Raw genomic sequence first — 20,227 nt, forward strand, 5'->3', positions numbered from 1 at the left:
CTCCCGGGCTTACGACGCGCGCGTCGCGAGACGCAGGCTGTCGGTCGAGGCGTTCGTCGCGCGCTTGGTCGACGAGAGCTTCGAGCCTGTGACGAAGAATGCGTGCAGGCCGTGCGCGAAGCGGTTCAGCTTCGTGACGATGCCCTTGTTCGCGCGGGTGAGGGCGTTGTAGCCGAGCACCGCCGGAATCGCGACGAAGAGGCCGAATGCGGTCATGATGAGCGATTCGCCGACCGGACCCGCGACCTGATCGATCGACGTCTGGCCCGTCGCGCCGATGGTCAGCAGCGCGTGATAGATACCCCAGACCGTGCCGAACAGGCCGACGAACGGCGACGTGGAGCCGATCGACGCGAGAACCGCGAGACCCGACTGCATGCGGCCAACGCCTTCGTCCATCACGTCCTTGAGGCAGCGCGTGATCCAGTCCGACACGTCCATGCGGTCGTGCAGATGCGGCTGCGTCTGATGATGATGGTCGGCGGCTTCCTGTCCGGCGAGCGCGAGCGCGAGGAACGGGTTGTCCGCGGGGCTCGACGACTGGCCGCCGAGCTTCTTGATGCCGTCGTTGAAGTCGTCGGAATGCCAGAAGGCTTGTTCGGCATTCTTGGTGAGGCGCTTCAGGCGCACGACATTCCATGCCTTCACGACGATCACCGTCCACGAAAGCACAGACATGATGACGAGCGCGAGCGCGATGCCCCGCGTCACGAAATCGCCTTGCGCCCAGACGTGCGCAATCCCGTAGTTTTCCATTTCTCTTTCCTTGTATCTAAAAAAATCGGTCAGTCGTTCAGACTGAAAACGAATGGCACCGTGGCGGTCGCGCGAATCGCTTCGCCATTTTCCTTGTACGGGCTGCACGCGCTGCCGCGTACCGCATCGAGCGCGGCGTCATCGAGCCGCGACGATCCGCTGCTCTTTTGCAGCGTCACGTTTTCGATCTTGCCCGACAGTCCCACCGTCAGACGGACGACGGCCGTGCCGGTTTCGCCGCGCCGCCGGGACATCGACGGATAGTCTGGCTGCGCGATATTACAGCTGAGGTGCGCGACGTTCTTCGGCGCGGCGAGATCCATGCTAGGTTTGCCGATGGCCGGCGCGGCGGGCGGCGGCGCGGGTTGCGGCGGAGCGGGCGGCGTGGGTTCGGGCGCGGGCGCGGCAATTTGCGACGGCGCCTCGGTGACCGGCATCGGCGTGGGCTTCGGCTCGATTTTCGGTTTGACCTTCGGCTTGGGCTGCGGCTTCGGGACGGGTTGCGGCACCGGCTTGGGCGGCGGAGGCGTTTCGACCGCGACCGGCTGCGGCGCGGGCTGCGGCGTTTCGCTGATCAGTTGCGCGGTGATCGATTTGGCCTCGATCGGGCGCGGCAGCGGCTCGTGGTGCATCGTCAGCGCGACGCCCAGAAGCGCGGCATGAATGACGACGACAGCCGCGCACGCCGCGATCACGCGCGGATTGGCGTTTGCGGCTGGCGCCGTCTGAAAGGCGGCGGGAGTAGTGGTCGGGGACTGCATTGTTATTGGCTGCTTGCAATACTGCGTGAATGCCGGCTGATAACGCTGCCTTCCAACTCGAGGTCCAACGACTGCGCGGGCACGGCGCGGAAGAAACCAGACGGCGTCATTTTCGGAAAATAAGCAGGGAAATAAACAGGGTGGCCACGAAGCCGATCAGCAGTTCCATCTTTCCCTCCAAGGGGTAAAGGGTTGCACGACTGGCTAAAAGTGACCGGGAGTTCGAAGGTAACCTGGCTTGCTGGAGGCGAGAATAAGACCGAACGGCGCGAGCGGACATCATCGGGCGCTGTCGGTTTTGAGCGCGACCACGGTCGCGCGGGACGCTTCAGGCGGCCTGGCGCTCGTAGAACGTGAGCGGCGCAACGTGCTCGCGCTGCTCGACACCGCAGCGCGACGCGCACACGCCGCTTTCTGCCATCACGTCGCGAACGCTCGGCTCGCATTTGCCGCAGCACAGCGCCACGCCGAGCTCGAATTGCAGTTCGTCGAAAGAGTCCAGTCCTTCCGCGATGGCGGCTCGAATCTTCCGGTCGGACACTGATTTGCAGACACAGACAATCATGATCGTTCGCGATAGCTTGCGTTAATGCGAATTATTATCATTCAATATGGACGGCTTTGCAAGCGGGCCTCAGTGTTTTTTGTAACAGAGGGAGCAAGTTAGCGGGTTTATTGCTAGGAGCCTTATTGGGCGGGCGAAAGCGCGTAATAGCAGCCGACACGCCAGGAAAGAAACCCTCAGACGATGTCGGGTTCAGCGAGGCGCGTTCGGCGCGAAGGGATGTCGACGTGCTCGACTTTCGCGTCGAGCTGAAGCAGGGCGGCGGCAAGTTGGCGCTGCGATTCGCCGTCGGCGGTGGAATAGAAGCGCGGCAGGGTGTCCGGTGGCGCGGTGAGGTTCTTTTGCGCGTGTGCGTCCAGCAGACGATCGAGTTGCCGCGCGATGGCCACGCTCGTATCGATTATGTGCAGCCGCTCACCGGCGATCTCACGAATCGCGCGATCGAGAAAAGGGTAATGCGTGCAGCCGAGCACGAGTGTGTCCGCGCCTGCGTCGAGCATGGGCGCGAGATAGCTTTCGAGCAGCGCCATCAGCGCCGGCGACGACGTATCGCAACGTTCGACCGCCTGCACCAGCCCGTGTCCCGCCTGACAGATGAACCGGCAATCGCCCGCATAACGGTCGAGCAGCGACTGAAAGCGCGCGGAGCGCAACGTGACGGCCGTGGCGAGGACGCCGACCACGCGCGATTTCGACACCGCCGCCGCGGGCTTCACGCCCGGCTCGACGCCGACGAGCGGAATTGCCAGGCGTTCGCGAACGAGCGCGATCGACTGGGCGGTGGCCGTGTTGCAAGCGACGACGAGCGCCTTCGCGCCTTGCCCGACGAGCCACTCGCCGATCGCCATCGCCCGGTCGACGATGAAATCGTCGTCGCGCTCGCCGTAGGGCGCGTGACGCGAATCGGCGACGTAGATCAGACGTTCGTGCGGCAGCGTCGCGCGGATGGCGCGCAACACCGACAGTCCGCCGAGACCGGAATCGAAAATGCCGACCGGCGCACTCGCGTCGGACGCGGCATGCTCGTTCGGCTTCGGCAAGGGCAATCCACCGGACATTCGATTACTCGTGATCGCCCATCATGGTTTGCTGGTAGTTCTGGATGCCGACCTTGTCGATCAGATCGAGTTGCGTTTCCAGCCAGTCGATATGCTCTTCGGTGTCGTGCAGGATGCGTTCGAAGATTTCGCGCGAGACGAAATCGCGCACGGACTCGCAATACGCGATGGCTTCCTTGCACGTCGACTGCGAAATCTGCTCGAGCTTCAGATCGCATTCGAGGATTTCCTTAGTCTCTTCACCGATCAGCAGCTTGTGCAAATCTTGCAGATTCGGCAGACCGTCGAGCATGAACACGCGCTGGATCAGCCAGTCGGCATGCTTCATCTCGCCGATCGACTCGTCGTATTCGTGCTTGTTGAGCTTCTCGAGGCCCCAGTGCTGATACATCCGGGCGTGCAGGAAGTATTGATTGATCGCGGTCAGTTCGTTCTTCAACTGCGCGTTCAGATATTCGATGACTTTTGCGTCGCCTTGCATGATTTCGTTTCCTGTTCTTAACGTGGGGCTTTTGAAAAGATAAACCTTGAGCGTGACAATGCCAAGGTTGAGTAGAAATTTTTTGTTTCAGACAAAACTGAGAATGAAAACCTTTCTCGACTGGCGCCGTTCAAAAGAAAAGAGCCGGGCGGATTGCCCGGCTCTTTTCCTTCTAGCGGTAATAAGCCGCCATTAATTGACGATCAAGCCGTCGCGACCGGAATCTTGCCGATCTTCGCCTGCCATTCCGCGGGACCGGTCTTGTGAACCGACGTGCCGTTCGAATCGACGGCGACCGTCACCGGCATGTCCTGCACGTCGAATTCGTAGATCGCTTCCATGCCGAGATCTTCGAACGCGAGCACCTTCGCCTCGCGGATCGCCTTCGACACGAGGTACGCCGCGCCGCCGACGGCCATCAGGTACGCGGCATTGTGCTTCTTGATCGCCTCGATCGCGACCGGGCCGCGCTCGGCCTTGCCGATCATCGAGATCAAGCCGGTTTGCGCGAGCATCATCTCGGTGAACTTGTCCATGCGCGTCGCCGTGGTCGGGCCCGCCGGGCCAACGGCTTCGTCACGCACCGGATCGACCGGGCCGACGTAATAGATCACGCGGTTCGTGAAATCCACGGGCAGCTTTTCGCCCTTGGCGAGCATGTCGGCGATGCGCTTGTGCGCGGCGTCGCGGCCCGTCAGCATCTTGCCCGAGAGGAGCAGCGTCTGGCCCGGCTTCCACGATGCGACTTCTTCCGGCGTCAGCGTGTTCAGGTCGATGCGCTTGCTGGTTTCCGTGTTCGGTGCCCAGGTGACCTTCGGCCATGCGTCGAGCGGCGGCGCTTCGAGCTTCGCCGCGCCCGTGCCGTCGAGCGTGAAGTGCGCGTGGCGCGTGGCCGCGCAGTTCGGAATGATCGCGACCGGCTTCGACGCCGCATGCGTCGGCGCGGCCATGATCTTCACGTCGAGCACGGTCGCGAGGCCGCCGAGACCTTGCGCGCCGATGCCGAGCGCGTTCACTTTCTCGTGCAGCTCCACGCGCAGCTCTTCGATCCAGTCCTTCGGTCCGCGCGCGATGACGTCCTGAATGTCGATCGGGTCCATCAGCGATTCCTTCGCCATGACCATCGCCTTTTCGGCCGTGCCGCCGATGCCGATGCCGAGCATCCCCGGCGGGCACCAGCCCGCGCCCATCGTCGGCACGGTCTTCAGGATCCAGTCGACGATCGAATCCGACGGATTCAGCATCGCGAATTTCGACTTGTTTTCCGAGCCGCCGCCCTTGGCCGCGACTTGCACGTCGACCTTGTCGCCCGGCACGATCTCGTAGTGGATCACGGCCGGCGTATTGTCCTTCGTGTTCTTGCGGCCGCCTTCGGGCGGACTCACGATCGATGCGCGCAGCACGTTGTCCGGATTCAGGTAACCGCGGCGCACGCCTTCGTTGATCATGTCGGTGACCGACATCGTCGCACCGTCCCAGCGCACGTCCATGCCGACCTTCACGAACACCGTGACGATGCCCGTGTCCTGGCAGATCGGGCGCTTGCCTTCGGCGCACATGCGGCTGTTGGTCAGGATCTGCGCGATTGCGTCTTTCGCGGCGGGGCTCTCTTCCAGCTCGTAGGCGCGGCCGAGCGCCTGAATATAGTCGAGCGGATGGTAGTAGCTGATGTATTGCAGCGAATCGGCGATGCTCTGAATCAGGTCTTCCTGCTTGATGACTGTCATGGCTTGGGCTCTGGGGGACGAAATTTTTGCTTGCGTTCTATCGGACGCTTCAGTCGAGCGCGCTTCGGGGCGCGACCGTCTCGCTGTGAAAATGGCGCGGATGCGTATGCGTGGTCAACCGGTCGACATACGCCATGATGAGTGCGGAAACCAGGAACGCGACGTGGATGATCACTTGCCACAGCACCGTGTGGAACGTGTGCTGGTCGGGGTTGATGAAGGTTTTCAGCAGGTGGATCGACGAGATGCTGATGAGCGCCATCGACAGCTTCACCTTCAGCACGCCCGCGTTGACGTGATCGAGCCACTCGGGCTCGTCGGGATGGCCTTCCACGCCTAAGCGCGACACGAAGGTTTCATACCCGCCGACGATCACCATGATGAGCAGATTCGAGATCATGACCACGTCGATCAGCCCGAGCACGACGAGCATGATGTTGGTTTCGTCGAGCGTCATCGCGTGCGTGACGAGGTGCCACACTTCCTTCAGGAACAACACGACGTAGACGCCTTGCGCGACGATCAGGCCCAGATAAAGCGGCACCTGGAGCCAGCGGCTCATGAAGATGACTTTCGGCAGCAGTTTCATCGAGCCGGGCTGTGAGGGCGAGGCGGGAGAATGCTTGGGAGCGGACATGGGCGGCTTTTCAGTCGAGGCGGGTCGGACCGGAATGATGACGGGCGAATATGACGAACAAAAACGTACGATGCGCCGGCAAACGCGCGCTTTGAGCGCAATTGCGGTGTCGGGAAGCCCGCTATTGTAGCGCTTCGTCGCCGGCGCCTGCCGAAAGCCTTCGGAATCCGCCGATGAACGGCCGAGCCGTTCCTAAACGCGTGTTTCCCGCGGCACGGAACCGGCGGCGCGCGTTTTGAGACTCGCCAGCGCGATGCCCGTCACGACGCACGCGAGCGCAACGCCGTGCGCGAGCGTCGGCCGTTCGTCGAGGAAAGCGATGCCGTAGAGCGCCGCCGCGACCGGCAGGACCGCGCAGAACACGCCGGCGAGACTGCCGTCGACGTGGCGGATGCCTTTCATCCACAGCCAGAACGAAAAAATGCTGGCGGAGAGTCCATACCATAAGACGAGCGCCCATGTATCCCAGGCGACGCCGGTCCAGTCGAAATGCGCGAGCGAAGTCGCCCCGATGGGCAACATCAGCAGCAGACCGATGGCATGCGTATACGCGCAGATGTCGATGGCGGGCAGCGTCTGCGTGAGACGGCGCGACAGGATCACGTAAAGCGATTCGCAGCACACCGCGCCGAGCACCATCAGATTGCCGGGCAACGAGCTCGCGCCCGCGTCGCCGGCTTGGGCGACGTTGATGACGAGCACGCCCGCGATCGCCAGTCCAATCGATATGAATGCGCGGCCGCCCGGTTTCTCTTTGAGGAAGATCCACGCAAAGAGCGCGACCACGGCCGGGATCGTGCTCGTGATGACGCCCGCCGCGACCGCGCTCGTGCGCGCGACCCCGTTGAGCATCAGCAGCGTGAAACCGAATGTGCCGAAGAACGCCTGCAGGAACAGATTGACCCATTCGCCGCGCGCGACGCGCTTCATCTTAGACCAGCGCAGAAGCGGCCAGAGCACCGCGAGCGCGATCACGAAGCGCAGCAGCGCGAAGAGCGCAACGGGAACGGAAGCGACGATCGACTTGCCGATGCCGACGTTGCTTCCGACGAGCAGCATGGCGCCGATGAGTAAGAGGGCGTAGCGATTCAAGCTGGATACCGCGCGGGTAGTTCAGTTACGATTGTGGGGAGGCATTGTAGAAGCCGCGCGGACTCCGTGTATACCCCGTGCCCGTTGGGCCGGCCACGTAAGAAGCGGGTAAGTTGAACGGCTTATCTTGAATTCAATGCAGGATGTCGTGGGCGGACGAATGTGCCCCGACATGCTTTTCGTGCCGCCCGGCACGGTTCAAGGAGACAAGGTCGGACACGGGAACGCCGCGCGCATCCTGGTTCGAACCTCATAAACATGCGGCGCACGCAACCCATTCAGCGATGCGCGCGCCGCCGGATTTTGGAAACACCATCAGGAGAGGTTGTCGATGTCTGCGATCGAATCGGTTCTTCAGGAAAAACGTGTGTTCCCGCCGTCTGCCAAGGCGACCGCGGGTGCGGCAATCTCCGGCATGGACGCCTACAAGGCGCTTGTAGCGGAAGCAGAGCAGGACTACGAAGGCTTCTGGGCGCGCGTCGCACGCGAGACGCTCACCTGGCACAAGCCGTTCACCAAAGTGCTGGATGAATCGAAAGCGCCGTTCTATACGTGGTTCGAGGACGGCGAACTCAACGCGTCGTACAACTGTCTGGACCGTCACGTCGAAGCGGGGCGCGGCAACGAGAACGCGATCATCTTCGAAGCCGACGACGGCACCGTCACCAATGTCACCTATCAGGACCTGCTCGAGCGCGTCTGCCGCCTGGCGAACGCGCTCAAGAAACGCGGCGTGAAGAAAGGCGACCGCGTCGTGATCTATCTGCCGATGTCGGTGGAAGGCGTGGTTGCGATGCAGGCGTGCGTGCGCATCGGCGCGACGCATTCGGTCGTGTTCGGCGGCTTCTCGTCGAAGTCGCTCAATGAACGTCTCGTCGATGTCGGCGCGGTCGCGCTCATCACCGCCGACGAGCAGATGCGCGGCGGCAAGGCGCTGCCACTCAAGAGCATCGCCGATGAAGCGCTCGCCGCCGGCGGCTGCGAGAAAGTGAAGAACGTCATCGTGTATCGGCGCACGGGCGGCAAGGTCGCATGGAGCGAAGGCCGCGACGTATGGCTGCACGAAATGGTCGAGAACGAACCGGCGACGTGCGAGCCGGAGTGGGTGAGCGCGGAGCATCCGCTCTTCATCCTCTATACGTCGGGTTCGACGGGCAAGCCCAAGGGCGTGCAGCACAGCACGGCGGGCATCCTGCTGTGGGCCGCGCAGACGATGAAGTGGACCTTCGACATGAAGCCGGGCGACATCTTCTGGTGTACGGCGGACATCGGCTGGATCACGGGGCATAGCTACATCGCGTATGGGCCGCTCGCGATCGGCGCGACGCAGGTGATGTTCGAAGGCGTGCCCACGTATCCGCACGCGGGCCGTTTCTGGGAGATGATCGCGCGCCACAAGGTCACGATCTTCTACACGGCGCCCACGGCCATCCGCTCGCTCATCAAGGCGTCGGAAGCGGACGCGAAGGTGCATCCGAAGAGCTTCGACCTGTCGACGCTGCGCATTCTCGGCACCGTCGGCGAGCCGATCAATCCGGAAGCGTGGATGTGGTATCACGAGAACGTCGGCAAGGGTCAATGCCCGATCGTCGATACGTGGTGGCAGACCGAAACCGGCGGCCACATGATCACGCCGCTGCCGGGCGCGACGCCGCTCGTGCCGGGTTCGTGCACGCTGCCGCTGCCGGGCATCATGGCCGCGATCGTCGATGAAACCGGCCAGGACGTGCCAAACGGGCAGGGCGGCATTCTGGTCGTGAAGCGTCCGTGGCCGTCGATGTTGCGCACCGTGTGGGGCGATCCGAAGCGCTATCAGACGAGTTACTTTCCCGAGGAACTCGGCGGCAAGCTGTATCTGGCCGGCGACGGCGCGGTGCGCGACAAGGAGACCGGCTACTTCACGATCATGGGCCGCATCGACGACGTGCTGAACGTCTCCGGCCACCGTCTCGGCACGATGGAAATCGAGTCGGCGCTGGTCGCCAATCCGATGGTCGCGGAAGCGGCGGTCGTCGGCCGGCCGGACGACACGACGGGCGAAGCCGTGGTCGCGTTCGTCGTGCTCAAGCGCACGCGTCCGGAAGGTGACGAAGCCAAGCAGATCGCGACCGAACTGCGCAACTGGGTCGGCAAGGAAATCGGCCCGATCGCAAAGCCGAAGGACATCCGCTTCGGCGAGAATCTGCCGAAGACGCGCTCGGGCAAGATCATGCGGCGTCTGTTGCGCTCGCTCGCGAAGGGTGAGGAAATCACGCAGGACGTGTCCACGCTGGAAAACCCCGCCATCCTCGACCAGCTCGGCGAAGCGCGCTGATCTCGCGCCGCCCGCCGCCGCGGGCGCGGTCGATCCTTATTGCCGACGCCATGCGGTTTTGTTAAAAAGCCGCATGTCCGATTTCTCCAGCCCGACACCCGCCTCGCCGCCGCCCGTATCGGCGGCGATGGCGCGCGCGCATCGACGCTACTGGCGCTTCAACGTCGCGCTGATCGTCGTGCTGATGACGATCGGCTTCGTCGTCTCGTTCGGCCTGCCGCTTTTCGCGCAACGCTTTGCGCACGTGCGCGTCGCAGGCTTTCCGCTGCCGTTCTACTTCGGCGCGCAGGGCGCGATCCTCGTCTATGTCGCGCTGATCTTCGTCTATATCGTGCTGATGCAATTCGCCGATGCGCGTCTTTTGCGCGCCGCCCGATCGGAACAGGGCGACGCGGCATGAAGCTCACGCATCGGCTGATTCTTTCCTACGCGCTCTATACGCTCGGCTTCCTGCTTTTCATTTTCCTGATGGAGCGCATCGAGCGCACGACGGGGCCGGGCACATGGATCGGCTACGTGTTCCTGTTCGTGCCGATCGCGGTGTATGCGGTGATCGGTCTTTTGTCGCGCACGTCCGATCTCGTCGAATACTACGTGGCGGGGCGGCGCGTGCCGTCCGCGTTCAACGGCATGGCGACGGCAGCGGACTGGTTGTCGGCGGCGTCGTTCATCGGCCTCGCGGGTTCGATCTACTCGAGCGGCTACGATGGCCTCGCCTACGTGATGGGCTGGACGGGCGGCTACTGCCTCGTCGCTTTCCTGCTCGCGCCGTACGTGCGCAAGCTCGCGCGCTACACGATTCCCGATTTTCTCGGCACGCGCTTCTCCAGCAATCTGGTGCGGGCGCTCGCGGCCGTCGCAGCGATCCTCTGTTCGTTCGTGTACCTGGTCGCGCAGATCCAGGGCATCGGTTTGATCGCGTCGCGCTTCATCGGCATCGAATTTTCGATCGGCATCTTCTGCGGCCTCGCGGGCATTCTCGTGTGCTCGTTTCTCGGCGGCATGCGCGCGGTGACGTGGACGCAGGTCGCGCAATACATCATCCTCATCAGCGCGATGTTGATTCCCGTGTCGATGATCGCGCATCGCGAAGGGCTCGGCTGGTTTCCGCAATTCAACTATGGGCGCGTGATGGAGCGCGTCGAAGCGCTCGAGCGCGCCGTCGCCGTTTCACCCGATGAAGCGCGCGGACGCGCCGATTTTCAGCGTCAGGCAGCGCGGATCCAGCAGCGCATCGATGCGTTGCCGCAGTCGTTCCACGAGGAGCATGCGCGGCTCGTCGCGGAGATCGCCGATCTGCGCCGGCACAACGGCCCGCTGCGCGAAATCAATGAGCGCGAACGCGAACTCGCGGCCTTTCCGCGCGATCCCGCCGATGCGCAAGCTAAATGGACGCGCGAACGCGACGCCCTGATCGAGCGTGTCGCCGCGCCCGTGCCGATGACCGAGGCGTTCGCGCCCGGCTCTTCCGGCGATGAAAGTCCGCGCGTGCATCAGGTGAACTTCCTGTCGCTGCTCTTGTGTCTGTCGATCGGCACGGCGAGCTTGCCGCATATCCTCACGCGCTACAACACGACGACGTCGGTATCGTCCGCGCGGCGTTCGGTCGGGTGGACGCTGTTCTTCGTCGCGCTCTTCTACTTGACGGTGCCGGTGCTCGCCGTGCTCATCAAGCACGAAATATTGACGGGACTCGTCGGTCATCGCTTCGCGGATCTGCCGCAGTGGGTCACGCAGTGGCGGCGCGTGGAGCCGTATCTGATCCGTATCAGCGATGTGAACGGCGACGGCATCGTGCGCTGGGCCGGCATCCAGATGCAGCCGGACATGGTGGTGCTCGCGGCGCCCGAAATCGCCGGATTACCGTATGTGATCTCCGGCCTGATCGCGGCGGGCGCGCTGGCGGCTGCGCTCTCGACGGCGGACGGCTTGCTGCTGACGATCGCCAATGCGCTGTCGCACGACGTTTACTACTGCATGGTCGATCGCCGCGCAACCAGCCAGCGGCGCGTGACGATCTCCAAGATTCTGCTGCTCGGCGTGGCTTTGCTGGCATCGTATGTGGCGTCGCTCAATGCGGGAAACATTCTGTTTCTCGTCGGCGCGGCGTTTTCTCTTGCAGCGTCGAGTCTTTTTCCGGCGCTCGTGCTCGGCGTGTTCTGGAAGCGGACGACACAGCGCGGCGTCGTCGCGGGGATGATCGCGGGGCTCGTCGTGTGCGTGTACTACATCGTGTCGACGTATCCGTTCTTCGTGCAACTGACGGGCTTCGCGGGGCCGCGCTGGTTCGGCATCGAGCCGATCAGCTCGGGCGTGTTCGGCGTGCCGGCGGGATTCGCGGTGGCGATCGTGGTAAGCCTTCTGGATCGCAAGCCGGATGCGTACACGCGCGCTCTGGTCGATTACATTCGCCATCCGTAGGGACTGGCGCACGCGCGGGAAGTTGGTATAATCGCGGTCTTCCGGAGAGATGGATGAGTGGTTTAAGTCGCACGCCTGGAAAGCGTGTATAGGGTAAAACCTATCGGGGGTTCGAATCCCCCTCTCTCCGCCAGAATCTCAAGCCCTTGATCTTCAAGGGCTTTTTTATGCGCGCTAACAGTTGATGTCAGCAAAGCCGACCAGACACGGAGCGCTTACGGACACGAAACACCAGACGTCGCTGTTTCGATGTTCGCCCTTTGTTCCAGCCTGGAACCCCGCGTACTTTCATCATCTTCTTAACGCTTCGCCGCAACCGCGGACGCGGTTCATCGATGACGAATCCGGTCATCAAACGATTCGGATAGCTACATAAAATTCCAATGCGCGTGATGATTAGCGAGGCGAGCACGCGCATCTACGAAGGGGATCGGGGAAAGAAGAGACAGGCTGAAAAGATGTCGTAAGAGTAGTGGGCGCCGGTATGGCTGTGCCTCTAATAATGCTCGATTGACTCTCGCACATGGCAGGGCGCAGCGGCCCATGCAACCCACCTCTTACGACATTCAGAAGGATAGTCGATGGCGGCAAGAAAGGAATCAGATTAATCGCGTTATGCGCGGACGATTTCAGCGACGCACGCCTTTCCGAGCGAACGCCGCGATCGGATCATCGTCCGTTGTGGTGACCGCGGTCTGAACAGACGCCTTGCGCGCCGCCGCTTTTTTCTTCTGCGATGCAGCAGATTTTGGCTGACCGCCCGCTATCTCCGCGCTCGACATCCAGTGCTCGGTGTATCTCGCGCTGGCAGGTGCGGCGCTCGAAAAGAGCGCAACGGCGACCGATATCAAGATGAGGCTGAGTGTTCGCATGGTTGTGAGGAAGTTCTGGAACGTTAGAACGCCACGAAGCGATGCCAGGGGCGACCTGCGTTCTGCTTCGCCGCGAATGAAGTGCGCAGCATGAGGCACGGGGCATCGCATCGATCTCGCTCGCGCCCGTGGCCAGACGCGAGCGGAATGAAAGCTCAGTGCGACGTGATGATCATCTGTGCAGTCTGATTTTCCGCGTCGTAGTGCAAGGCCGAATTTGCCGCGTGTTCCTCGTGAATCAAAACTTCGCGTGCAGCCTGAGCGCCTCGCTCATAGCCTGATCTCGTTGCGTGTTCCTCGAGCGCGGCGATGAGCGGCAACTGCTCCTCCGCGACCGAACGCATCAGATTCAGCATGTCGCGACGCATCGATTCGGAATATGCGCAAAACTGCTCGAAACCGCCCGGCGCCGCAACGATGTTCACGAGCGACCTAAGCAGGCGCGCGCGGTTGGCGCAATGTTCGCTGACCTGCACCGATTGCGAGAGCGTCGCGTAGCCGTTCGCGTCAACGGAAATCTGCAGTTCCTTCATTTTGTGAGCCTCGTATAAGAACGGAAGGGCTGCATTTAATCGGCTTCAGCCGCAAAAAACGTTCGGACGAATCCTATTACCCGGGCGCGCGACGATCCTTTACTTTCGGAATCGTTCGCTCACGAAAAGAGTCGCAGGAAGGTGCGCCAGAAGGCGTCCCAGCGGCCCGGCGTAACGACGCGCGAGGCATCCATGTCGCGCTGCCAAGTCGCGTCTTCCTGATCGTCGCGCGCCCGGGTGACGAGTGTCCCGAAGTACATGGCGAAGCTCCTTTGCGGGTATCGATGACGGAAGGCGTCGCCGTGAGCGGACACCATACGTTCAAGATGTCCTAGCATCGCTAGCCGCGAAACCCGCCCGACGCAGCGAGCAGAGCCGCTGGCCGGAGATGGACAAAAGTAGGGGCGCGCCTCAGGCGAAATGAGACAGCGAGCGCAGCCGCGCGAGCGCCGCGCGCGATTCGTCGCGGGCGGTCTTGTCGAGCCAGCGCGCCGCTTCGTCAACGGCGTTCTTGTCGTTCAGCGCCGGCGCGATCCGCCGCAACGCTGCCTCGCTTACGAGCACGTCGTGGAGTCGCACGAGCGCGGCCCGCGCCGCGAGCAGATGCGTCATCGTATGCCGATGCCCGCGTTCGAGCACCGGCGCGAACAACTCGAGCAGGCACTGCAGTTTCGTCGCCGCTTCTTCGATGCTGCGCAAAGTCTTCGCGTCCACACGCTTCATCTTCGATGCCCGATGTTCCCGCTTGCTGAGCATGTCGTCGGCAAGCGCGACACGCCGGCGCGCAAATTCCTCCAGCGTGCGATCCTCGCCGCGCGCTTCGAGACGTCGCCGCGCATCGGCGAGCGCGCGACGCAGCAGCACATCGACGTGGGCTTTGCGCAGCGTCACGCAGCTCATCGCCGATGCGTCGCGCCGCTCCAGCCGCAGCGTGCGCACGACCGCCCCGAGGCGCGTGCAATGCTGGTCGGCATGTGAGAGCAGATCGCACGCTGCATCGAGTTCATGCGGCTCGCCGGCGATGTCCGCGAGACGCTTGAAACGCTTGCGAACCAGGCGCGTCTCCTTCTCGTCGAGCAGCGGCTCGAACGCCCACCATATCGCGCGCAATCGGCTCAGCGTCGAGCGCAGCCGTTCGAGCGATTCGATGTCGGCGCGCTCGGCCATCAGTTCCGTTTGCTCGAACGCTTCGCTCGCGAGCGGTGCGGTCAGCATGATGAAAGCGTCGGCGACGGGTTGGTCGCGCAAGGAAAAGTCACGCGCGCGCGGCGGGGCGGCGTACGCGGTGAGCGAACTGCCGAGGCTCTTTCGGGCAAGCCCTGGATCGAAGTTCAGCGTCATCGTCTCGGTATGCACGTGGTTCGCACGACGCTTCTTTTTATTGCTTTTGCGTTCGGTGCGCCGATGGTCCAATAGGGGTGCTGGCCGGAAACATAGACTTGCTGAATGTCACGCGAATGACAGGGCCGGCAATCTTCAGTGAAATCGTTCTCACGTCCACCGCGCGGTTCCCCGCCGGGCGTCATGAAAGTCTTACGCGAACAGTTGACACAAAAGATTCACCGTCGGCAAGGTCGACGAATCATGGCGGCGTCGGTTATGCCGGATTGCAGCTGGCGATCGATCTCGAGTCCGTCCGACTGAGTTCCGCACTCCCTTAATTTCTGATCGGCGTCACGACACCGCCAACGCAGTCGCGGCCGTCATCTATACGCACTCGCAGGCGCCGAACGTCGCGGTCGTCTGGTCAGGCACGTGGAATTTCATCGGTGTGCTCGTGTCGAGCGGCGCGGTCGCGCTCGGCATCCTGCAACTGTTGCCCGTCGAACTGATTCTCCAGGTCGGCAGCAGCGCGGGGTTCGCGATGGTCTTCGCGCTGCATCGCCGCGATCATATGGAATCTCGCGACGTGGTACTTCGGCTTGCCGTCGTCGAGCTCGCATACGCTGATCGGCTCGATCATCGGCGTGGGATCAACGAATCAGTTGCTGCGCGGGCCGAACGGCACGAGCGGCGTCGACTGGTCGCATGTCGCGGGCGTCGGCAAGTTGCTGCTGTTTTCGCCGATCGTCGGCTTCATCTGCGCGGCGCTCTTGCTGCTTGTGCTGAAGGCGCTCGTGCGCGTGCCGGCGCTCTACAAGGAGCCGAAGAAGAATCACCCGCCGCCATTCTGGATTCGCTCGCTGCTGATTCTGACCTGCACGCGTGTGTCGTTCGCGCACGGCTCGAACGACGGGCAAAAGGGCATGGGCCTCATCATGCTGATTCTGATCGACACGGTGCCGACGGCTTAAGCGCTCAACAAGGCGGTGAGTCCTTCTGAGACGCAGAACTTCGCGAAGTATCTGAATGACGCCGCGCCTTCCACCGATGCGCGCGCGGACACGCAGGCCTATGTGCGCCCGCCAGCTATGTGCGCAACAACATGTACCTCGTTTCCCAAGCAATCCGCCTGATGAAGAAGGCGAACATGCCCGCGTTCGCGCCCGCGGACCGCGCCGTGATCGACAACTGCAAGCAGCAACTCGATTAAGCGACGAAGTTCATTCCGGCGTGGGTGAAGGTCGCGGTGGCGATCGCGCTTGGTCTCGGCACGATGGTCGGCTGCAAACGCATCGTCGTCACCGTGGGCGAGAAGATCGGCAAGCAGCATCTCGCGTACGGGCAGGGCGCTTCGGCCGAGATGGTCGCGATGCTGACCATCGGCGCGGCGGATGCCTGCGGCTTACCGGTCTCGACGACGCATGTGCTGTCCTCGGGCGTCGCGGGGACGATGGCGCCAAACGGGTCGGGGCTGCAATGGAATACCGTGCGCAGCCTCGTGCTCGCGTGGGTGTTGACGCTGCCGGCCTCGATTGTCCTGGCAGCCGGCCTGTACTGGGCCTTCCGAAAACTCGTCTGAGCGGGCGAAGTTCAGGCGTTCGCGGGGCGGCCCGTCTTGACTGTTTCGAGCGCCTTGATCGCTTCGACGAGACGCTTATCGGGCGCGGCCTCGAGCATCGCGAGCGCGGCGCGCAGAAGTTCGCTCTTCTTTACGCGCACGCCATTCTTCTGGCATTTTTCCTTGAGCGTGGCGATCTTCGCGTAGTCCGACTTGGGCATGGTGAAGCTGTCGCGCACGACTTTTTCTTTCTTCACGCGTCTGGTTTTTGCGTCGGACTTGGGCTGGGTATCGACGGTCTTTTTCGTTGCGGTGGAAGGTGCCTTCGCGGCTGGTTTCTTTGCTGCTTTCGGCGTCGCGGCCGCCTTGGTTTGCGTCTTCTTGACCGCCTTGGCCTCCGTCTTGTCAGCGGCGCTCTTCGGGGTATCGATCGCCTTCCTGCTCGGCGCCTTGACTTGCGGTGTGCTCATCCGTTCTCTCCTGACGTGTGTGGAGAAAACAGTATATACGGTTTATGTGTGCGCGTGCCGCATGCGCGCGTTTCCTGAACGCGCGTGGAAATGCCCGTCACATCAACGCGATGTCCGCGCGCCGCAAGAGTTATCTACACGCTTGTCCACCGAAACTGTGGACAAGCCGCGCTGCTTGCCGTGACCGTCGCGATCACCATTGTTCCGATCGAACCGGCAAGGCTTGTCGTCACAGCCCGGCGCGCCGGGCAGAGGTTGCGCGACATAGCCCGGCAGATCGGCGGCGTCGATCGCGAACACGAAGAACTGATTCGGATTGTCGATGCCGTTCGGGTGATTCGTGTCCGTCACGGTGCCGACGAAGTCGTTGTCGTTCTCGATGAAAAGCGTGTGCTTGAGCGCGCCGATGCGCACGTCCAGCCGAACGCGAGGCTTTCGAGCTTGGCGGGAATATCCGTCGATGCGATGCCGTGCGCGTTCAACACGCAGACGACATCGAGAAACAGCGTCTTCGTGAGCGCGTAGGGCGCAAGGCCGTTTTCGCCGCTCGTCTGGCTCCGTCCTGCGCGACGGCGATATCGACGCGATACACGCGCTTGATCTTCGCGGTCGGATCGTCGCCGAAGCCCTTGCCCTCGCGTTCGTCGAGCAGAAGCTCGTGATCGTTCACGGCGACGTTATCGCTGATGGTCGGATAGCCGGCGAACTGGCCGTGCCCATGCTCGTGAACGGATACGCATATTGCGTCGCCTTGCGTGCGCAGATTGCTGCGCAGTATGCGCGTGTAACCGCCGTTTGCGCCGCCGTCCTGCGGAAGCGGGCTTTGCATCACGCCGAAGAGCGTATCGCCGTGCAGGGCGATGTATCTCAGCCCGCATACGGGAGGCCCGATCCGATGCCGCCGAGCAGATTGCCTGGCGCGCCGTTTTGAGCGGAGCGGCCGTCGCTTTCGGACGATCGACGGCGTTGCCGCTCAACTGCACGAATGAACGGACCGATGCGGCGCGCGCTGCGATGAGGCGCTAACGATGCATTCGCGCAAGCTTAATTTCGCTTCCTGCCCGCTTCGAATCGTCCCGCACGTTGTTACGAGCGGCGGGTGACGTTTGTATGACTCAGGAAGTGAACTATCGACTGGCGATAGCGATTGCATGAACCCGCAAAAACGCCGGCCCGTGGCCGGCGTCGTGGACGAAAGCGTGCGCGCCTTATTGCTTCATCGTCCCGGTCGACTGAGAACCCTGCGCCTGATTCGGCGACATGCCTTGCTCGCGTTGCTGCATCAGCGTGCCGCTGCCGGACGAGCCCGACTGCACGCCGCCCTGCGACGCGTCGCCCGTGCGCGGGGCCGGCATCGAATCACTTTTGCCCGGTTGCATTTGCTGCTGACGCTGCATCATCTGATCGCGCGACATTTCCTGCGAAAGCGCGGCAGTGCTGGCGAGCGCGAGGAGCGCGCCAGCAATCATCGTGGTGGTTCTCATGTCCGTCTCCTTGAGGGGCGGGCGCCGGTTGCGCCGCTTACATGGATGTCAGCATCGAACGTGCCGCATTGGATCGGGATTAGGATTGTCCTTATTTATATCTGAAGCGACGATAAATGCCCGATAAACGGATAGCATATTCGATGAGCGATCAAGGGCGCGGGTCTATTACAATTCGCGATCCAAACAATCTCGAACCAACTGAATCCGACTCAAAGGGCTGGACGCCGCGGAGTATGTCATGTCGATCACATTAAACGATTTATTGGAATGGCGCGATCGTTTGCCCGAAGAGCCGGGTGAAGAAGCGCAGATGGTGCGAACGTTGATTGCGCGTCGTGAAGCGGAGTTGCGCACGCATATCGCGGGTTTGATCGCGTCGGTCAGCCAGCGGGAAAACTGGAAACTGCAACGCTGCGCGGCAATTGCGCGGCGGGCCGAGCAAGCGCCCGTTCAGCATCTCGAATCGATTCACGGATTTTTTCAGGATCGCGACGAAGGGAAGCGGTCTTTCGAAACGCCCGTCGTCCTTTCCGAATTCTTCGCCGACGATCGACGACAAGAGCCTGAAGTCCCGCGTGCCCCGGCGTCCACGCCGTTCGTCGCTGCGAGGCCGCTCGCGCCTTTGCCGATCGCCAATCTGCACGGGGTGATGGGCTCGCTCGAATCGCGCGTCGCCAATACGCCAGGAATCGGGACCGGCGTACAGGGCATCAGAATCATGCGCATGGTCGCGCTGATGTCGAAAGCGCGCTCCGCCCAGATCGCAAAGATGAGAATGAGCGGCACGCAAGCGTTTTATCGCCATTCGTGATGCTCGACGCTTTATTCGGCGCTTGCTGATTCCGTCGAGTTATTTTTTATGCCGTATTTTTCGTTGAATCCGCATACCGCATCGGCGTCTTTTCGCTTCGTTTGAATCGTCGAACGTCTCGCCTATACTTGATTCGACAGCTTATTAATCCAGAGCCAATGGACGTCGTTCGTCATGCAGAATAATCGAGCGCTGCATTCAGGAAATTCGAATAACGCATGTTGCGGTCCTGTTTTCCGCCAACGCCACTGCGTGACGGCTGGTCCTGAAAAAGGATCTGTCAAGGAGCCATCGTGAAAAGTCTGCTGAGCAGAAGAGGGAGCTTGCTCGACAATGCACCATCGTTTCTCGTGCGCCAGAAAGCGCACAGTCCCGTCCGTTTCCCCTCGCCTGAAATCAAGGCGGAAGACGTGCTCGAGGAAGACGATATCCCGGCAGTCGCGTCCTCGACACGGGTGACGCCGTTGCGTCCCGCAACGGTGCCGGTTCAGCAAACCGTCAAGACGTTGCAAGCCGCGCAGCTTGCCGAGGTCGAATGGCTCGTTCAACAAGGCTCGCTTTCCACGTTTCGCACGTTTCAGAGCTTCGGTTATTCCACGAGTTTGCTGTTCTATCCGCATGAGCTGATCTATTACGCCGTGCTGTACCACGAGGGCGCCATCTGGCGCGTGCTCAAAGCCGGCGACATCGATGCAGCCGAGCCGGCGTTCCGGCATTTCGTCGAACAGGCAATGCGCCTCGCCGACGCCGAAATGCGGCGCGCGCATCTCGAAGCGCAGAACGAACAGTTCTCGCGTCTCATAGCAGAGTCAGAGGCGCAGATCGAACGCGTGCGTGTCGATCTGAGTCGAGGCAGCGAGCAGGATCAGGAAGTCGCGCTGAAGCAACAGGAAGTCCGCAAGGCGCTTGCGCAACTGGAAGGGCGGCGCGTCGCCGCGCAGGCGCAACTCAACAAGCTGCAGCGCCAACGTCATCAGCTCAATGTAACCGTCAATGAGAGCGTGCCGTTTCTGCCGCCCAAGCGATGACCGCGCAAGGAATTCGTCGGAAGAAAACTTTCCGATCTCGCGTAGAATCGCCCCTTCGTGCAGCTAGTCGATTCTTTCGGCATACTCCGCACCGAACTTCGCAATATATGTGCTGAGCCCGCGTCCGGCGCGGGCGAGCTGCTTCATTTCCTCGACGCGCGCGCGACCGGGCACGCGATAGTCATACAAGTATGTCCCGCCGCTGACGAAGCGCACCTTGATGCCGTCGCGCAGGATGTCGAATGCTTCGACGCCCGAATTGCCGGCAAGATTTCGATAGGGTTGCATGGTGTCTTCAAGTTCGAACGAACGCAAACGATTGCGCGTTCGAGG

Annotated in this window: 23 protein-coding genes, 1 tRNA gene and 1 pseudogene; 8 read left to right on the plus strand and 17 right to left on the minus strand. The window is 62.1% G+C overall.

The annotated features are described in order from the left end of the window. Positions 1 to 9: 9 nt before the first annotated feature. The 7 genes from NCS28_RS05105 to NCS28_RS05135 form a co-directional block, all read right to left on the minus strand. Positions 10 to 756, minus strand: a complete 747-nt coding sequence (locus tag NCS28_RS05105) for a MotA/TolQ/ExbB proton channel family protein (protein WP_250512768.1) — start codon at positions 754 to 756, stop codon at positions 10 to 12. A gap of 29 nt (positions 757 to 785) precedes the next feature. Beyond that, positions 786 to 1,517, minus strand: a complete 732-nt coding sequence (locus NCS28_RS05110) for an energy transducer TonB (RefSeq protein ID WP_250512769.1) — start codon at positions 1,515 to 1,517, stop codon at positions 786 to 788. Between the two features lie 328 nt (positions 1,518 to 1,845). Continuing rightward, positions 1,846 to 2,082, minus strand: a complete 237-nt coding sequence (locus NCS28_RS05115; RefSeq protein ID WP_250512770.1) for a (2Fe-2S)-binding protein — start codon at positions 2,080 to 2,082, stop codon at positions 1,846 to 1,848. Between the two features lie 176 nt (positions 2,083 to 2,258). Further along, positions 2,259 to 3,140, minus strand: coding sequence for a glutamate racemase (murI, locus tag NCS28_RS05120; protein WP_250512771.1), 882 nt, complete (start codon positions 3,138 to 3,140; stop codon positions 2,259 to 2,261). A 4-nt stretch (positions 3,141 to 3,144) separates the two neighbouring features. Beyond that, complete coding sequence (gene bfr, locus NCS28_RS05125; protein WP_250512772.1) at positions 3,145 to 3,621, minus strand: bacterioferritin; 477 nt, start codon at positions 3,619 to 3,621, stop codon at positions 3,145 to 3,147. 203 nt (positions 3,622 to 3,824) lie between these two features. Further along, positions 3,825 to 5,348, minus strand: a complete 1,524-nt coding sequence (locus NCS28_RS05130) for a fumarate hydratase (protein ID WP_250512773.1) — start codon at positions 5,346 to 5,348, stop codon at positions 3,825 to 3,827. 49 nt (positions 5,349 to 5,397) lie between these two features. Next, the gene (locus tag NCS28_RS05135) at positions 5,398 to 5,985 is read right to left on the minus strand and encodes a TIGR00645 family protein (RefSeq protein WP_250512774.1); all 588 of its coding nucleotides are present in this window, start codon (positions 5,983 to 5,985) and stop codon (positions 5,398 to 5,400) included. On the opposite strand from NCS28_RS05135, the gene NCS28_RS05140 reads away from it, so the two are divergent. Continuing rightward, positions 5,909 to 6,115, plus strand: a complete 207-nt coding sequence (locus tag NCS28_RS05140) for a hypothetical protein (RefSeq protein WP_250513074.1) — start codon at positions 5,909 to 5,911, stop codon at positions 6,113 to 6,115. The genes NCS28_RS05135 and NCS28_RS05140 overlap by 77 nt on opposite strands. Before the next feature lie 62 nt (positions 6,116 to 6,177). Here the strand turns inward: NCS28_RS05140 and NCS28_RS05145 are convergent, their stop codons facing one another. Then, positions 6,178 to 7,077, minus strand: a complete 900-nt coding sequence (locus tag NCS28_RS05145) for a DMT family transporter (RefSeq protein WP_250512775.1) — start codon at positions 7,075 to 7,077, stop codon at positions 6,178 to 6,180. A 331-nt stretch (positions 7,078 to 7,408) separates the two neighbouring features. Here NCS28_RS05145 and acs point away from each other — a divergent pair, with 331 nt between their 5' ends. The 4 genes from acs (at position 7,409) to NCS28_RS05165 (ending at position 11,945) form a co-directional block, all read left to right on the plus strand. After that, positions 7,409 to 9,391 (plus strand): acetate--CoA ligase, encoded by a 1,983-nt coding sequence (gene acs, locus NCS28_RS05150; RefSeq protein WP_250512776.1) that lies wholly within the window; start codon positions 7,409 to 7,411, stop codon positions 9,389 to 9,391. A gap of 73 nt (positions 9,392 to 9,464) precedes the next feature. Further along, a complete protein-coding gene (locus tag NCS28_RS05155) occupies positions 9,465 to 9,791 on the plus strand; it encodes a DUF4212 domain-containing protein (protein WP_250512777.1) in 327 nt (108 codons plus the stop codon). Then, entirely contained in the window at positions 9,788 to 11,812 is a 2,025-nt protein-coding gene (locus tag NCS28_RS05160; protein WP_250512778.1) for a sodium:solute symporter family protein, read from the plus strand. The genes NCS28_RS05155 and NCS28_RS05160 overlap by 4 nt, the downstream gene beginning before the upstream one ends. 43 nt (positions 11,813 to 11,855) lie before the next feature. Further along, a tRNA-Ser gene (locus NCS28_RS05165) sits at positions 11,856 to 11,945 on the plus strand. 496 nt (positions 11,946 to 12,441) lie between these two features. On the opposite strand, the gene NCS28_RS05170 is transcribed toward NCS28_RS05165, so the two are convergent. The 4 genes from NCS28_RS05170 to NCS28_RS05185 form a co-directional block, all read right to left on the minus strand. Further along, positions 12,442 to 12,594: a hypothetical protein gene (locus NCS28_RS05170; RefSeq protein ID WP_250512779.1), complete on the minus strand. Its 153-nt coding sequence runs from the start codon at positions 12,592 to 12,594 to the stop codon at positions 12,442 to 12,444. Positions 12,595 to 12,839: 245 nt separating this feature from the next. Then, positions 12,840 to 13,217, minus strand: coding sequence for a hypothetical protein (locus tag NCS28_RS05175; RefSeq protein ID WP_250512780.1), 378 nt, complete (start codon positions 13,215 to 13,217; stop codon positions 12,840 to 12,842). 119 nt (positions 13,218 to 13,336) lie between these two features. Continuing rightward, on the minus strand, positions 13,337 to 13,477 hold the full coding sequence (locus NCS28_RS05180; protein ID WP_250512781.1) for a hypothetical protein: 141 nt from the start codon (positions 13,475 to 13,477) through the stop codon (positions 13,337 to 13,339). A 151-nt stretch (positions 13,478 to 13,628) separates the two neighbouring features. After that, positions 13,629 to 14,558 (minus strand): CHAD domain-containing protein, encoded by a 930-nt coding sequence (locus NCS28_RS05185; RefSeq protein WP_250512782.1) that lies wholly within the window; start codon positions 14,556 to 14,558, stop codon positions 13,629 to 13,631. A gap of 334 nt (positions 14,559 to 14,892) precedes the next feature. On the opposite strand from NCS28_RS05185, the pseudogene NCS28_RS05190 reads away from it, so the two are divergent. Continuing rightward, positions 14,893 to 16,119 (plus strand): annotated as a pseudogene (locus tag NCS28_RS05190) (inorganic phosphate transporter); the annotation flags it as partial. A gap of 11 nt (positions 16,120 to 16,130) precedes the next feature. Here the strand turns inward: NCS28_RS05190 and NCS28_RS05195 are convergent. From NCS28_RS05195 to NCS28_RS05210, 4 genes are all read right to left on the minus strand, one after another. Continuing rightward, positions 16,131 to 16,568, minus strand: a complete 438-nt coding sequence (locus tag NCS28_RS05195) for a hypothetical protein (RefSeq protein ID WP_250512783.1) — start codon at positions 16,566 to 16,568, stop codon at positions 16,131 to 16,133. A 102-nt stretch (positions 16,569 to 16,670) separates the two neighbouring features. After that, positions 16,671 to 16,982: a hypothetical protein gene (locus NCS28_RS05200; RefSeq protein WP_250512784.1), complete on the minus strand. Its 312-nt coding sequence runs from the start codon at positions 16,980 to 16,982 to the stop codon at positions 16,671 to 16,673. Between the two features lie 64 nt (positions 16,983 to 17,046). Continuing rightward, complete coding sequence (locus NCS28_RS05205; RefSeq protein ID WP_250512785.1) at positions 17,047 to 17,397, minus strand: esterase-like activity of phytase family protein; 351 nt, start codon at positions 17,395 to 17,397, stop codon at positions 17,047 to 17,049. Between the two features lie 379 nt (positions 17,398 to 17,776). Continuing rightward, positions 17,777 to 18,052, minus strand: coding sequence for a hypothetical protein (locus NCS28_RS05210; protein ID WP_250512786.1), 276 nt, complete (start codon positions 18,050 to 18,052; stop codon positions 17,777 to 17,779). Positions 18,053 to 18,293: 241 nt separating this feature from the next. Between NCS28_RS05210 and NCS28_RS05215 the strand changes: the two genes are divergently transcribed. Both NCS28_RS05215 and NCS28_RS05220 read left to right on the plus strand, forming a co-directional pair. Beyond that, positions 18,294 to 18,866, plus strand: coding sequence for a hypothetical protein (locus tag NCS28_RS05215; RefSeq protein WP_250512787.1), 573 nt, complete (start codon positions 18,294 to 18,296; stop codon positions 18,864 to 18,866). 293 nt (positions 18,867 to 19,159) lie between these two features. Further along, the gene (locus tag NCS28_RS05220) at positions 19,160 to 19,894 is read left to right on the plus strand and encodes a DUF2968 domain-containing protein (RefSeq protein WP_250512788.1); all 735 of its coding nucleotides are present in this window, start codon (positions 19,160 to 19,162) and stop codon (positions 19,892 to 19,894) included. Positions 19,895 to 19,957: 63 nt separating this feature from the next. On the opposite strand, the gene NCS28_RS05225 is transcribed toward NCS28_RS05220, so the two are convergent. Beyond that, positions 19,958 to 20,182 (minus strand): hypothetical protein, encoded by a 225-nt coding sequence (locus tag NCS28_RS05225; RefSeq protein WP_250512789.1) that lies wholly within the window; start codon positions 20,180 to 20,182, stop codon positions 19,958 to 19,960. Positions 20,183 to 20,227 lie beyond the last annotated feature (45 nt).

This window comes from Caballeronia sp. INDeC2 (assembly GCF_023631325.1).
GTDB lineage: Bacteria > Pseudomonadota > Gammaproteobacteria > Burkholderiales > Burkholderiaceae > Caballeronia.

What these genes read in the sequence shown, in the direction of transcription:
- NCS28_RS05185 (WP_250512782.1), bottom strand. Translation starts at nt 14,558, where the DNA reads ATGACGCTGAACTTCGATCCAGGGCTTGCCCGAAAGAGCCTCGGCAGT.
- NCS28_RS05170 (WP_250512779.1), bottom strand. Translation starts at nt 12,594, where the DNA reads ATGTCGAGCGCGGAGATAGCGGGCGGTCAGCCAAAATCTGCTGCATCG.
- NCS28_RS05175 (WP_250512780.1), bottom strand. Translation starts at nt 13,217, where the DNA reads ATGAAGGAACTGCAGATTTCCGTTGACGCGAACGGCTACGCGACGCTC.
- NCS28_RS05205 (WP_250512785.1), bottom strand. Translation starts at nt 17,397, where the DNA reads ATGCAAAGCCCGCTTCCGCAGGACGGCGGCGCAAACGGCGGTTACACG.
- murI (WP_250512771.1), bottom strand. Translation starts at nt 3,140, where the DNA reads ATGTCCGGTGGATTGCCCTTGCCGAAGCCGAACGAGCATGCCGCGTCC.
- NCS28_RS05135 (WP_250512774.1), bottom strand. Translation starts at nt 5,985, where the DNA reads ATGTCCGCTCCCAAGCATTCTCCCGCCTCGCCCTCACAGCCCGGCTCG.
- NCS28_RS05160 (WP_250512778.1), top strand. Translation starts at nt 9,788, where the DNA reads ATGAAGCTCACGCATCGGCTGATTCTTTCCTACGCGCTCTATACGCTC.
- NCS28_RS05115 (WP_250512770.1), bottom strand. Translation starts at nt 2,082, where the DNA reads ATGATTGTCTGTGTCTGCAAATCAGTGTCCGACCGGAAGATTCGAGCC.
- NCS28_RS05140 (WP_250513074.1), top strand. Translation starts at nt 5,909, where the DNA reads ATGAAGATGACTTTCGGCAGCAGTTTCATCGAGCCGGGCTGTGAGGGC.
- NCS28_RS05105 (WP_250512768.1), bottom strand. Translation starts at nt 756, where the DNA reads ATGGAAAACTACGGGATTGCGCACGTCTGGGCGCAAGGCGATTTCGTG.
- NCS28_RS05155 (WP_250512777.1), top strand. Translation starts at nt 9,465, where the DNA reads ATGTCCGATTTCTCCAGCCCGACACCCGCCTCGCCGCCGCCCGTATCG.
- NCS28_RS05180 (WP_250512781.1), bottom strand. Translation starts at nt 13,477, where the DNA reads ATGTACTTCGGGACACTCGTCACCCGGGCGCGCGACGATCAGGAAGAC.
- NCS28_RS05210 (WP_250512786.1), bottom strand. Translation starts at nt 18,052, where the DNA reads ATGAGAACCACCACGATGATTGCTGGCGCGCTCCTCGCGCTCGCCAGC.
- acs (WP_250512776.1), top strand. Translation starts at nt 7,409, where the DNA reads ATGTCTGCGATCGAATCGGTTCTTCAGGAAAAACGTGTGTTCCCGCCG.
- NCS28_RS05130 (WP_250512773.1), bottom strand. Translation starts at nt 5,348, where the DNA reads ATGACAGTCATCAAGCAGGAAGACCTGATTCAGAGCATCGCCGATTCG.
- NCS28_RS05225 (WP_250512789.1), bottom strand. Translation starts at nt 20,182, where the DNA reads ATGCAACCCTATCGAAATCTTGCCGGCAATTCGGGCGTCGAAGCATTC.
- NCS28_RS05195 (WP_250512783.1), bottom strand. Translation starts at nt 16,568, where the DNA reads ATGAGCACACCGCAAGTCAAGGCGCCGAGCAGGAAGGCGATCGATACC.
- bfr (WP_250512772.1), bottom strand. Translation starts at nt 3,621, where the DNA reads ATGCAAGGCGACGCAAAAGTCATCGAATATCTGAACGCGCAGTTGAAG.
- NCS28_RS05110 (WP_250512769.1), bottom strand. Translation starts at nt 1,517, where the DNA reads ATGCAGTCCCCGACCACTACTCCCGCCGCCTTTCAGACGGCGCCAGCC.
- NCS28_RS05215 (WP_250512787.1), top strand. Translation starts at nt 18,294, where the DNA reads ATGTCGATCACATTAAACGATTTATTGGAATGGCGCGATCGTTTGCCC.